Annotated in this window: 8 protein-coding genes and 1 pseudogene; 1 reads left to right on the forward strand and 8 read right to left on the reverse strand. The window is 72.7% G+C overall.

Annotation, left to right across the window (positions count from 1 at the left end; all coding sequences use genetic code 11):
• The 6 genes and pseudogenes from AC0VYL_RS07540 to AC0VYL_RS07565 form a co-directional block, all read right to left on the reverse strand.
• A pseudogene (locus AC0VYL_RS07540) lies at window positions 1–1,112 on the reverse strand (GTP-binding protein).
• 95 nt (window positions 1,113–1,207) lie between these two features.
• Window positions 1,208–2,413 carry an FAD-dependent monooxygenase gene (locus AC0VYL_RS07545; protein ID WP_475482696.1) on the reverse strand — a complete coding sequence of 402 codons (1,206 nt, stop codon included), beginning with the start codon at window positions 2,411–2,413 and terminating at the stop codon, window positions 1,208–1,210.
• 133 nt (window positions 2,414–2,546) lie between these two features.
• Window positions 2,547–3,407 carry an NAD-dependent protein deacetylase gene (locus tag AC0VYL_RS07550; RefSeq protein ID WP_475482697.1) on the reverse strand — a complete coding sequence of 287 codons (861 nt, stop codon included), beginning with the start codon at window positions 3,405–3,407 and terminating at the stop codon, window positions 2,547–2,549.
• Between the two features lie 78 nt (window positions 3,408–3,485).
• Window positions 3,486–4,199, reverse strand: a complete 714-nt coding sequence (locus AC0VYL_RS07555; RefSeq protein ID WP_475460672.1) for a PIG-L deacetylase family protein — start codon at window positions 4,197–4,199, stop codon at window positions 3,486–3,488.
• 92 nt (window positions 4,200–4,291) lie between these two features.
• On the reverse strand, window positions 4,292–5,092 hold the full coding sequence (locus AC0VYL_RS07560) for an SAM-dependent methyltransferase (protein ID WP_475482698.1): 801 nt from the start codon (window positions 5,090–5,092) through the stop codon (window positions 4,292–4,294).
• A gap of 147 nt (window positions 5,093–5,239) precedes the next feature.
• Window positions 5,240–8,611, reverse strand: a complete 3,372-nt coding sequence (locus AC0VYL_RS07565; protein ID WP_475482699.1) for a pyruvate carboxylase — start codon at window positions 8,609–8,611, stop codon at window positions 5,240–5,242.
• Between the two features lie 335 nt (window positions 8,612–8,946).
• On the opposite strand from AC0VYL_RS07565, the gene AC0VYL_RS07570 reads away from it, so the two are divergent.
• Complete coding sequence (locus AC0VYL_RS07570; protein ID WP_475483487.1) at window positions 8,947–10,134, forward strand: alpha/beta hydrolase; 1,188 nt, start codon at window positions 8,947–8,949, stop codon at window positions 10,132–10,134.
• Between the two features lie 101 nt (window positions 10,135–10,235).
• Here AC0VYL_RS07570 and AC0VYL_RS07575 read toward each other — a convergent pair whose 3' ends face one another.
• Together AC0VYL_RS07575 and AC0VYL_RS07580 are read right to left on the reverse strand one after the other, a co-directional pair.
• A complete protein-coding gene (locus AC0VYL_RS07575) occupies window positions 10,236–11,900 on the reverse strand; it encodes a glutamate synthase-related protein (protein ID WP_475460678.1) in 1,665 nt (554 codons plus the stop codon).
• Between the two features lie 221 nt (window positions 11,901–12,121).
• Window positions 12,122–12,949, reverse strand: a complete 828-nt coding sequence (locus AC0VYL_RS07580) for a peptidoglycan recognition protein family protein (protein WP_475460680.1) — start codon at window positions 12,947–12,949, stop codon at window positions 12,122–12,124.
• Between the last annotated feature and the right edge of the window lie 75 nt (window positions 12,950–13,024).

The raw sequence follows: 13,024 nt of genomic DNA on the forward strand, positions 1-13,024 counted from the left end.
TCAGAGCGCGTCGGCGAAGGGGTCCACGGTGAGGGGGCCGCCCGCCTCCTCGTCGGTGAGCAGGCAGGAGTCGAGGAGTTCCGTGAGCCGCCCGGCGTCGAGGTCCACGCCGGTGACGGCCAGGTGCTGGCGGCGGTCGCCCACCACCGGGTCCCAGTCCAGGGAGGCCGAGGCGCGATGGGTGTCGGAGACCAGGTCGAGGGCGGCGCCGGGCAGGGCGGCCAACCAGGGACCCGCGCTCTCCAGCACGAGGGTGTCGTTGTAGGTCTCCCAGGACAGCAGGGTGTCGGGCCTGCTGGCCAGCCAGATCCGGCCGCGTCCACGGAGCCCGGTGGAGACGATCCGCTCCAGGGCCTCGTGCAGGCGGACCGGGTGCAGGGGGCGTCTGCGGGTCCACACCACGGTGCTGACCCTCGCGTCGGTGAGGTCCCGGTACTGGGCCCACGCCGGGTTGAGCCGGTTGGCGGCGACCTCGGGGCGGAAGCGCCCCTCGGTGAGGGCGATCAGGCCGCCTCCGGGCGGGACCACGAGGGTCGCCGGGTTCAGGTGCTCGACGAGCGCGCGGGCCTCGTGCCGGTGGCGGTCCCCGTGGAGGGCGACCACCGTGGGGTACTCGACCTGGCGGGAGAGGACCTCGGCGACGGTCCGCCGGTCCTCGGGGACGACGGTCAGGGAGCGGTCGGAGAGGTCGTCGACACAGGACAGGTCCGGGAGCAGGCGCTCGGCGTCGACGGCGGTGACCACGGCGGCCAGACGCAGTTCCTCGCGGGCGGCGATGGCCTCGGCCGCGGAGCGGGTTCGACCGCGTCCCAGGTCTCCACGACGCAGAGGCTGTGCTCGCCGCTCTCGGCCAGCTCCAGGAGGACGGGGAGGAGGTCCTCGCGCAGGGCGCAGGTGGCGCACGGGTGGTCGAGGTCGACCCGTGCGCGGTCCAGGACGCCCCACCTGCTGCGGGTGACCCGGAGGACGACGCCCTCGGAGATCCCGTCCAGGTCGTGGTGGAGGGCCACGGCGCCGGGGACGGCGGTGATGAGGTCGTCCACGGTGCCGCGGCGGGCCAGCCGGTGCAACCCGGAGACCACGACCACGCGCAGGGGTGTCGCCACGGTCATGGGGGCCTCCCTGGGATGGAAACGATAATCATTATCGTAGCGCACCCGTGCGTCACCCCGGAACGGGGGCCCGCTGTGGGGCGGGCCCCGGAACCTCAGCCTTCGAGTATCGCGGCGTACCGCTCCAGGGCGAACTCCCCGCCCACGGCGTCCACGGGCGGTCGGATGCCGAGGCGCCCCATCAGTCTGGTGCCCCGGGCCAGGGCCAGTTCGGCCCGCTCCCGGATCCACGTCTCGTAGCGCCCCGCCTCCGGGGCCACGCTGTCCACCACGTACGGGGCCACGGTCTGGGCCTCCCGGACGGAGTGGCGCAGTGCCGCCTCGTAGGAGAAGAAGGCCCGACCGTGGTCGCCCTCCGTGAACACCAGTTCGCCCGCCAGGGCCAGGGCGCCCATCAGCGCGATGGTCGGCCCCTGCCCGCTCAGCTGGTCGGGGGAGCACGCGGCGTCACCCACCAGCACCACGCGGCCGTGCTCCCACACGTCCATGCGCACCTGGGTGGACGGCGCCACGCGCAGGTCGGTCTCGCGCGCGGCCCGCAGCAGCCGGGGCATCTCCCAGCCGTCCCGACCGAAGGCCTCCTCCACCCACCGTCGCCTGGCCTCCTGGTCCAGGGAGTCCGCGTCGATCGGGAAGCGTTCGCGCACCACCAGCGCCACCGAGGCCCGGTCGCCGCCGGGCAGGGCCGTGACCAGACAGCCCCGGTGCGGCCACACGTGCCAGGCCGTGGCGTTGCCGGTGCCGAGGACGTTGTCGGTCTCGAAGGTCGCCGTGTTGGCGCCGAGGTAGCGCAGGCGCTTCTCGTCCGGGCCGGGGAAGGCGAGCCCCCGCACGGGCGAGTACGGGCCGTCCGCGCCCACGACCAGGTCGAACCTGCGGGCGGGGGCGTGCGCGAAGGTGACGTCGACGCCGTCCGCGTCCTGCTTCAGCGCGGTGACGCCGTCGCCGGGCAGGTACTCGACCCGGCCCTCGTCCTCCCGCAGGGCGCCGACCAGGTCCTCGTGTCGGACGACGAGGTTCCCGGGGTCCCCGGGAACGCAGGTGGGTTCCCGGCGTCCGCTGACATGGGTGCGGACCTCGGTGACGGGGGAGCCGAGCGCGCGGACCCGCTCGCCCGCGCCCATCCGGTCCAGGAGGGCCATCCCCTGGCGTGAGACCTCGGCGGCGCAGGCCTCCGCGCGCGGCCCCGGGGCGACGTCGACGACCGTGGGTCGGAAACCCCGCCGGGCCAACCAGGTGGCCAGCGCGCTTCCGGCCACGCCGCCCCCGGAGACGAGGATGTTCCTGTTGCTGATCGGCACGTGGACCTCCGTGTGCGCTCGGATGGTGGTTCTCCCCGCCCGGAGGAGCCGGTGGAGGGCGCTCGGGTCGCCCCTCGGGGTTACTGTACCGTCCGGTTGGTACACATTGACGGGACGTCGGGTGGGGGCGGCGTCACGGAGAACCCTCACGTGCGGCGTGGTCGTCCGCCAGCGCGCGCAGGACCTCCGAGCAGCCCAACCCCACGGTCAGGGTCGCGGCGTCGTCACCGCGCGTGGCACCCCGGTTGAGGATGACCACTGGTTGGTCCTGCCCCACGGCGCGCTTCACGAACCGGCGGCCGGAGAAGACCGTGAGCGACGAGCCCACGACCAGCAGTCCTGCGGCCCGGTCGACCATCGCGTAGGCCTCCTCCACCCGTGGCCGGGGCACGTTCTCACCGAAGTACACGATGTCCGGCTTGAGGACCCCGCCGCAGTCGGAGCAGTCGGCCACCCGGAAGTGGGCGGTGGAGGCCAGCACGGCGTCGGCGTCCGGGGCCACCTCGACGTCGGCCACCTCCTCCGCGAAGCCCGGGTTGAGTGCGGTGAGGCGTACGGCCAGCTCCGCGCGGCCCGTCACGGTGCGACAGTCCAGGCAGACCACGCGGTCGTAGCGGCCGTGCAGGTCGATGACGTTCCGGCTGCCCGCCGCGTCGTGCAGGGTGTCCACGTTCTGCGTGATCACCCCGGACACGATTCCGGCGCGTTCGAGCTCGGCCAGGGCGCGGTGTCCGTCGTTGGGGGAGGTCCCCGCCACGTGGCGCCAGCCGACGTGGTTGCGGGCCCAGTAGTGGCGCCGGAAGGCCGCGTCCCCGACGAACTCCTGGTAGGTCATGGGTCTGCGCGGCGGTGAGTCCGGGCCCCGGTAGTCGGGGATGCCCGAGTCGGTCGAGATCCCCGCGCCGGTCAGTACGACCACCGGCCCCGCGCCGAGGACGTCGCGTACACGGCGGGCGGCCTCGGCCGCCCCGCTGGGGTGGAACGTGTTCGTCACCCTTCGAGGATAGGTCGTGGTTACCCGGCGCCTCGGCCGCCGGGGGCGGGGCCGGTGGCCCCGGCCCCGGCGGACGCCTCAGACGGTCCGGACGGTCCGGAAGACCTCGGCCAGGCGCCCCTCGGGCAGCCCGCCCTCCGTGGCGTTGGCCCCCATCCACTGGCGCAGCATGGGCTCCAGCTCGTCGATGTCGCCGATCTGGCTCTCGTGCGCGGCCAGCGCGGCCACCTTGCGCTCGAAGACGTCGGTGATGTCCGAGTAGGTGTGCGGCGCGGGGCCGCCGGTCACCCACACCTCCGGGACGGTCCACGGGGCCAGGGCCTCCTCGTGGAGGAGCTCGCGGTGCGCGTGCGGGTTGCGGGAGTCGGGGAAGACGGCGTCGAACGCGGCCACGCCGGTGGCCATGTGGTCCGGGTGGCTGGCGGCGACGCTGTCCCAGTCGCGTTCGGGGTTGGGGATGACCATGCGGTCGGGGCGGACCTGACGGATCACCCGCGCGATGTCCCGGCGCAGGTCCAGGGTGGCCTGCACCCTCCCGTCGGGGTAGCCGAGGAAGCGCACGTCCTTGACCCCGACCTCGGCCGCCGCCCTGCGCTGCTCCTCGCGGCGCATGGCGGCGATCTCCGCGCTCTCCAGGGTGAGCTCGTCGCCACCGGCCTCGCCGTCGGTGACCATCAGGTAGACCACCTCGGCTCCGGCCCGGGTCCACACCGCCACGGTCCCCGCACAGGAGAAGTCGGCGTCGTCGGGGTGGGCCATCACGACCAGGGCGCGTTCGGGTACGTCAACCACCGGGGTTCCTTTCGTCGCGGGCCGCCCCGCGTGATCGATTCGGTCTACATCGTATGAAACCCCCACAGAAGACCGCCCCGGATCGCGGGCGGTCAGGGTTTGCGCGCGACGGCGCCGTACATGTCGGTGTCGGGGGCGCGGCCCACCTCCACCGGCTCCGGGCGCCACAGCGGGGCTGGGCCGACCCCGGGGGTGAGCAGCTCCAGACCGTCGAAGTAGGACGTGAACTCCGCCACGGTGTGGCCCCGGTAGGCCAGCGCGGCTTCCTTGTTCCACTCGTCCAGGGCGTCGGCGGCGCTGCCCTGGTCGGGCAGGACCGCGTCCGCCACCACCAGGAAGCTTCCTGAGGGCAGCGCGTCCAGGTACGAGCGGACGACCCCCGCCGCCTCCTCCATGGTGGCGAGGTGTCCGAGCGTGCCGATGACCGACAGCCCGACCGGCTGGTCCAGGTCGAGCAGCGCACCGGCGCGTTCCAGGACCCGCTCGGTGTCGCGCAGGTCGTGGTCGACGAACGCGGTGGCGCCCTCCTCGGTGCCCTGCAACAGCGCCCGGGCGTGGGTGAGCACCATGGGGTCGTTGTCCACGTAGACGATCCGCGCGTCCGGGGCGGCGGCCTGCGCGATCTCGTGGGTGTTCTGGTGGGTGGGCAGCCCGGTGCCGACGTCCAGGAACTGGCGGACGCCCTCCTCACGGGCCAGATGGGTGACGGTGCGGACCAGGAAGGCCCGGCCCGCGCGGGCGTCGACGGCGATCCCGGGGTGGATGCCGAGGATCTGGTCACCGAGCTCGCGGTCGACGGGGTAGTTGTCCTTCCCGCCGAGCCAGTAGTTCCACACCCGCGCGGAGTGCGGGGCGGAGACGTCGATGCCGTCGGGGGCCGAGGGGGTGTTCATGGGGTTCCGATCCGGTGGGGAGTGGAACGGCCCAGTCTGGCCGGTCCCTCCGGTCCGGTGCACCCCGACCCCCGGAAACCCCCGCCGCGCGGGCGTTTCCGCGTGCGGGACGGCGGGTGGCCGCCGTCGGGACGGCCACCCGGAGTCTCACCGGAGGTGGACGATCAGGTCGCCGCCCTCCACACGCTGGACGCCCTCGACGGCCACCCGCGCGACCACCCCGGCACACGGGGTGGTGATGGAGGCCTCCATCTTCATGGCCTCGATGGTCGCGACCGTGTCCCCGGCCGCGACCTCGTCGCCCACCGCGACGGTCGGGGTGACGACCCCGGCGAAGGGCGCCGCGACCTGCGCGGGGTCGTCGCGGTCGGCCTTCTCCGCCTCGGGCGCGTCCGAGGCCAGCGACCGGTCCCGCACGTGCAGTGGTCGCAGCTGGTCGTTGAGGGTGGTCATGACGGTGCGCATGCCGCGCTCGTCGGCCTCGCTCACCGCCTGGAGCCCGATGAGCAGACGCACGCCCGGCTCCAGGTCCACCACGTGCTCCTCGCCCTCGCGCAGACCGTAGAAGAAGTCCCGGCTGTCGAGCACACTGGTGTCGCCGTAGGCGGCGCGGTGCGCCTCGAACTCCTTCGTGGGCCCGGCGAACAGCAGCCGGTTCAGGGTGGCGCGGGGCTCCTCCGCCAGTCCGGCGCGGTCCACCTCGCTGAGCGGCGTGGTGGGGCGGGCCTCACCACGGCCGCGCAGCGCCTTGGTGCGGAACGGCTCGGGCCACTCGCCCGGGGGAACCCCCAGCTCACCCCGGAGGAAGCCCACCACTGAGTCGGGCACGTCGAACCGGTCCGGGTCCTGCTCGAACTCCTCGGGTGACACGCCCGCGCCCACCAGGTGCAGGGCCAGGTCCCCCACCACCTTGGAGGAGGGGGTCACCTTCACCAGACGGCCCAGCATGCGGTCGGCGGCGGCGTACACGGCCTCGATGTCCTCGAACCGGTCGCCCAGTCCCAGAGCGACCGCCTGGGTGCGCAGGTTGGACAGCTGGCCGCCGGGGATCTCGTGGTGGTACACGCGGCCGGTCGGTGAGGTCAGGGCGGCCTCGAACGGCGCGTACACCCTGCGTACCGACTCCCAGTACGGCTCCAGTTCGTTCACCGCGTCCAGGGAGAGCCCGGTGGGGGTGTCCGAGTGGTCGAAGGCGGCCACGATCGCGGACAGGGAGGGCTGCGAGGTCGTGCCCGACATGGACGCCACCGCGCCGTCCACCGCGTCCGCGCCCGCGTTCACCGCCGCCAGGTACGTGGCGAGCTGGCCCCCGGCCGTGTCGTGCGTGTGCACGTGGACCGGCAGGTCGAACTCGCTGCGCAACGCGCTCACCAGCCGGGAGGCGGCCGGGGCGCGCAGCAGCCCGGCCATGTCCTTGACGGCGAGCACGTGGGCGCCGGACTCCACGATCCGCTCGGCCAGCCTCAGGTAGTAGTCCAGCGTGTACAGCTTCTCGGCCGGGTCGGAGAGGTCGGCGGTGTAGCAGAGCGCGACCTCCGCGACCCCGGTGCCGGTCTCGCGGACCGCGTCGATGGCCGGGCGCATCTGCTCGACGTCGTTCAGGGCGTCGAAGATCCGGAAGACGTCCACGCCGGTCGCGGCGGCCTCCCGCACGAACGCGTTCGTGACCTCGGTGGGGTAGGGGGTGTACCCGACGGTGTTGCGTCCGCGCAGCAGCATCTGGAGGGCCACGTTGGGCACGGCCTCGCGCAGTGCCGCCAGCCGTTCCCACGGGTCCTCGGCCAGGAAGCGCAGCGCCACGTCGTAGGTGGCGCCTCCCCAGCACTCCAGGGACAGCAGCTCGGGCAGGGTGTGCGCCACGGCGGGCGCGGCCGCCAGGAGGTCCTGGGTGCGCACCCGGGTGGCGAGCAGCGACTGGTGGGCGTCGCGGAAGGTCGTGTCGGTGACCCCCAGGGTCTCGGACTCGCGCAGCCAGCGGGCGAAACCCTCGGGTCCGAGGTCGAGCAGGCGCTGCCGGGACCCGGCGGGCGGGGCGCCCTCGGGGACGGCGGGGAGCTTGGCGGCCGGGTCGATCAGGTGGGGGCGTTCGCCGTGCGGCTTGTTCACCGTCACGTCGGCCAGGTAGGTGAGCAGGCGGGTGCCCCGGTCGGCGGAGGGACGCGCGGTCAACAGCTGGGGGCGCTCCTCGATGAACGAGGTGGTCACCCGGCCCTGTCGGAAGTCCTCGTCCTCCAGGACCGCCTGGAGGAAGGGGATGTTGGTGGAGATGCCGCGGATCCGGAACTCGGCCACCGCGCGCTGGGCGCGGCTCACGGCGGTGGCGAAGTCGCGGCCCCGGCAGGTGAGCTTGACCAGCAGCGAGTCGAAGTACGCGCTGACCTCCGAACCCGCCGCGGCGGTGCCGCCGTCCAGGCGGATGCCCGAGCCGCCGGGGGAGCGGTAGGCGCTGATCGTCCCGGTGTCCGGCCGGAACCCGTTGGCCGGGTCCTCGGTGGTGATGCGGCACTGGAGCGCGGCGCCGTGCAGGACGATCGCGTCCTGGGACAGGCCCAGGTCGGCGAGGGTCTCACCGGAGGCGATCCGGATCTGCGACTGCACGAGGTCCACGTCGGTGACCTCCTCGGTCACCGTGTGCTCGACCTGGATGCGCGGGTTGAGCTCGATGAACACGTGGCGGCCGTCCCTGCCCACCAGGAACTCGACGGTGCCCGCGTTGCGGTAGCCCAGCTCCCGGGCGAGCAGTACCGCGTCCCGGCACATGCGCTCGCGCAGGTCCGGGTCCAGGTTGGGGGCGGGGGCCAGCTCCACGACCTTCTGGTGGCGGCGCTGCACGGAGCAGTCGCGTTCGTAGAGGTGGATCACCTCCTCGCCGTCGGAGAGGATCTGCACCTCGATGTGGCGCGGGTCCACCACGGCGCGCTCCAGGAACACCGTGGGGTCACCGAAGGCGGTCTCCGCCTCGCGCATGGCCGCCTCGATGGACTCCCGCAGGGCGCCGGGCGCGTCCACCCGGCGCATGCCCCGGCCGCCGCCCCCGGCCACGGCCTTGACGAAGACCGGGAACCCGATCTCCTCGGCGGCGGCGACCAGGCCCTCCACGTCGGTGGAGGGCGCGGTGGAGTCCAGGACGGGGATGCCCGCCCGCTTGGCGGCCGCGATGGCGGTCGCCTTGTTCCCGGTCAGTTCCAGGACCTCGGCGGGCGGGCCGACGAAGGTGATGCCCGCCTCGGCGCAGGCGCGGGCCAGGGCGGGGTTCTCGGACAGGAACCCGTAGCCGGGGTAGACGGCGTCGGCGCCCGCCTCGAGTGCCGCGCGGACGATCTCGTCCACGGACAGGTAGGCGCGGACGGGGTGCCCGGGCTCACCGATCTGGTAGGCCTCGTCGGCCTTGAGCCGGTGCAGCGAGTGGCGGTCCTCGTGGGGGAAGACCGCGACGGTGCGGGCTCCCAGTTCGTGCCCCGCGCGCAGGGCGCGGATGGCGATCTCACCTCGGTTGGCCACCAGTATCTTCTCGAACATGCCGGATGCCTCCTGGACTCCGTGACGCGGTACCGGCACGGGCCGGCGCCGTCGCCGGTGTTGCCGGTACTCCGGGTGCTGCCGGTGGCCGCGCAGGGGCGCCACTCCAGGGAAGCGGTGCCCAGGCAGGGCCACGGGAACCCTAACGAGCGGCGCCGAGTTCGGTGCCGGTGGGGGTTACCCGTGGGTAGGTTCATTCTTCGCTGGGGCGTTTCGCATGGTCTGCGTACTTCGGGACCTTCGGTTTCAGGGTTCAAGGGCTGTCGGGGGTCTGGAGCTGACTGCACTGAAGTGATACGTTCGTATCGATACGGACGTATTAAGGTTGTGTGAACATGCTCAAGAACGCCTCCGCTCGCTCGCGGATCCTCCTCGCCGGCTCGACCGCGCTGTGCCTGACGACCCTTGCGGGGACGGGGGTGGTCCTCCTGCCACCCCCGACCCTGGCGATGTGGCAGACCGCTCTGGTCGTGCTGGAGTTCTCGGCGGTGTTCGCGCTGGTGTCCCTGTGCGGAACGGCACTCGCCCTGGCGGCCCTGCGTTCAGGTGGTGCCCGGGGGGCGCTCGTGCTCGCGCTGGCGAACGTGCTCCTTCTGGTCCTGGCACTGGTCCCCTCGGTTTCCGTCTGGCGGACGGCCCGTGCCGAGGGCGTGCGGCTGGACCCGCTCCAGTACGCCGCCGGGTTCGCCACGACGGCCGACCGCGAACCGGTCACGGTCGAGTACGCCGCCCCGGCGGGAGAACCGCTGGAGCTCGACGTCTGGCAGCCGGAGGGCGGGGTCCCCGAGGACACCCGCCTGCCGGTGGTGGTCAACGTGCACGGAGGCGCGGCGGACCTGCCGCAGAGTCTGCTGCCCCGCTGGGACACCTGGCTCGCGGACGGCGGAGGGCAGCGGGTGGTGTTCGACGTGGACTACCGGTTCTTCCCGGACGGCGACTGGTCGGCCTCGCTGGCCGACGTACGCTGCGCCCTGGGGTGGGTGTACGAGAACGCCGCCCGGTACGGCGGCGACCCCGACCGCATCGCGCTCAACGGCCAGTCGGCAGGCGGACTCCTGGTCCTCCTGGCCGCGCACGCGGATGGTCCCGAGCCCAGTTGTGACACCGAGGTTCCGGAGGCGGCCGCGGTCGTCGCCTGGTACTCAGTGACGGACGGCACCGCTGACGCTCCGCCGGTGCCCTGGCGCCAGCGGCGGTCACCGGTGGGGGACGAGCTCCTGGAGTCGAGTGAACGCATGGTCGGCGGCCCTCCGGAGGAACACGCGCGGGAGTACGAGGCGATGTCCCCCGTTCGTCAGGTGGACGCGGACGGTCCCCCCACCCTGCTGATCACCGCGGGCCACGACTTCTTCATCGGCACCGAGGACAACAGTCGAATGGCCGAGCGCCTCACTTCGGTGGGCGTTCCCCACCACCATGTGGAACTGCCGTGGACCGAGCACATGTTCGACCTGAACTGGGGTGGATTCTCCAGTCAGGTCGCGCGGCAGAGTATCGACGACTTCCTGGGTGCGCATTTGTAGGGCCGGGTCTCACCCTCGACGAAATCCGTGAGGGCACGGAACTGTTCCTTTTGTGCCGGGTCGGAAACCCGGCGCCGCCGGATTCCTGCCCGGGGGCGTGCTCAGACGGAGACACCGCCGTAGGTCACCCCGGACAGGTCGGCCAGATCGCGCTTCCACGCCACCAGGTCGTCGGGCTCGAACCCGCCCAGGTGGTCGTGACCGCAGGCCCGGGCCATCACCTGCATGAGCTCCACCGAGGAGCGCAGGAACCGGTTGAGCCGCTCGGCGGCCTCCGCCACGGGCAGGCGTGCGCGCAGGTGCGGCCGCTGGGTGGCGATGCCCACGGGGCAGTTGTTGGTGTGACAGGCGCGCATGCCCAGGCAGCCGATGGCCTGCATGGCGGAGTTGGCGACCGCGACGGCGTCCGCGCCCAGGGCCAGCGCCTTGACGAAGTCGGCGGGTACCCGCAGGCCCCCGGTGATGATCAGGGTGACGTCGCGGCGGCCCAGTCGGTCCAGGTGGCGCCGGGCGCGGGCCAGCGCGGGGATGGTCGGCACGGAGATGTTGTTCCGGAACAGCAGGGGAGCGGCGCCGGTGCCGCCGCCCCGACCGTCCAGGATCACGTAGTCCACCCCGATCTGGAGCGCCGCGTCCAGGTCGCGTTCGATGTGCTGGGCGGACAGCTTGAAGCCGACCGGGATGCCCCCGGTGGCCTCCCGCACCTCGGCGGCCACCCTGCGGAAGTCCGCGACGGAGACGAGGTCGGGGAAGCGGGCCGGGGAGATCGCCGGAACGCCCTCGGGGAGGTCGCGCACCTCGGCGATCCGCCCGCTCACCTTGCTGCCCGGCAGGTGACCGCCGGTCCCGGTCTTGGCCGCCTGACCGCCCTTGAAGTGGAAGGCCTGGCAGCGGGCCACCTTGTCCATCGAGTAGCCGAACCGGGCCGACGCGAGCTCGTAGAAGTAGCGGCCGTTGGCCTCCTGCTCCTCGGGGAGCATCCCGCCCTCGCCCGAACAGATGCCGGTGCCCGCCAGTTCGGCGCCCCGGGACAGCGCGGTCTTGGCCTCGGCGGAGAGCGCGCCGAAGCTCATGTCCGAGACCAGGAGCGGGATGTCCAGGACCAGCGGGCGGCGGGCGTTCGGGCCGATCACCACGCTGGTGGCCACCGGGTGGTCGTCGAGCAGGGGAGGCGTGTGGAGTTCGGCGGTGACGATCTGGAGGTCGTCCCAGGAGGGCAGCTCGCCCCGGGGCACGCCCATCGCCGCCACCTCGCCGTGGTGGCCCACCCGGGTGAGCCCGTCCTCGGCCAGCTGGTGGATGCGGTCGTTGAAGGGTTCGTCCGGGGTCCCCGCGAAGTCGGCGTAGGAGCCCTGGTAGGCGGAGCGGTCGAAGTTCTGCGGGTGGTCCCGTTCCCAGGCGCGGATCTCGTCCTCGTCGACCCAGACCCCGCCGTCCTCCACCCAGGCCTCGAACCTCTCCAGGTCCTCGCCCTCGTAGTAGAGGTTGACGCCGCTGCGCGCGTCGTAGGCGGAGCCGTGGACCCCGCAGACGAGCCGGGTCCCGTCCTCCACGGTCGCGTCGGACATGAGCGCGCCCCGGTGCTGGCAGCGGCCGAACAGGACCCGGACCTCGTCCCCGGAGGCGGTGGACCCGGGGGTGGGGGTGTCGGCGGACACGGAGGACCCGGGCAGGCGGAGCACGGCCAGGTCCACGTTGGAGACCCGTGCGTGGGCGGGCCGGAGCGGTTCAAGGTCGTCCCAGTCGGCTACCTTCGTGGCCCGCATGCCGTGCTCCTCAGGTCGTGGGTGCCAGCGCGGCCCCGTCGGGGACGGTCGGCCACGCGGGGATCACGGCAAAGTGTATTGAGTTGACTACCCTCCGTGTTCATCGACATGCCTGGAGCCGGACACGGGGCGGCGCCCGCCAACCCCGGGTGACCGGGGCGGACGGGCGCCGTGGGAGGGCGAGAGCGACACCGAACGGGGAGATGTCCTCTACGTGGACGTCAGCGTGAGAAGTCGTCCGGGCCCCGGAGCGGGCCGTGGTAGAACTCGTGGTCCGGCTCGTCGTCGGGGACCGGCGGGAAGGTCGGGCCGTCCTCGGTGGCCGCGGGCTCGGCCGCGATCGGGATGCCCTGGGCCAGCATGGTCTGGGCGACCCTGTTGCGCAGCTCGGGAAGCATGGAGTACAGCACGTCGCCGGGGCAGGCGGTGGCGTTGAAGTCCCGGTGCCCCCGGATCGCGCTGCCCGGGTTGAGGCCGTACGCCCCGCACAGCCAGGCCAGGGTGTCGACCAGCGTGTTCGTCAGGGCCTGGGTCGGGCCCTGGGTCATGTAGGTGCCCTCGTTCTCGATGCCGATGCACGTGCTGTTGTTGTTGGCCACGTGCGTGCCGACCACGTGCTGACGGGCGGCGATCGACTCGGGCGTGCGGTCGCGGCCCTCCATGAGGTGGCCGCCGCGGCTGATGGTGAGCTGCTGACCGGTGTCGATCCAGCCGTTGCTGTCCATGTGGTAGTTCTGGATCGACTTGGACAGGTTCAGCGCGTGGTCGAGCGTGTAGTTCGTGCTGTTGGCCGTCGCGGTGTGGTGCACCACGATGTACTGCGGCGGGTTGGCCAGGACCTGGATGGGGCTGCTCGGCGGACGAGCGTTCCAGGCGCCGCGCCAGTACAGCTCGGGCGCCGCCTGGGCTGCGAGGTCGGTGGTCTCGGCGGAGGCGCCGCCGGCGCCCAGGGCACCGAGGGAACCGCCGAGGACCGCGGCCCCCGAAGTCAGGGCCGCCGTCCTCAGGAGCGCGCGTCTGTCCATACCGGAGTGGGGGATAGGCGTCATGGCCGTCCTTCGTGTTCGGCGTGGTTACTTGCCAGTTAATGAAAAACACGGAAGGCACACGTGCGCACAGGGGTG

The organism is Nocardiopsis sp. iso_238 (assembly GCF_056173325.1).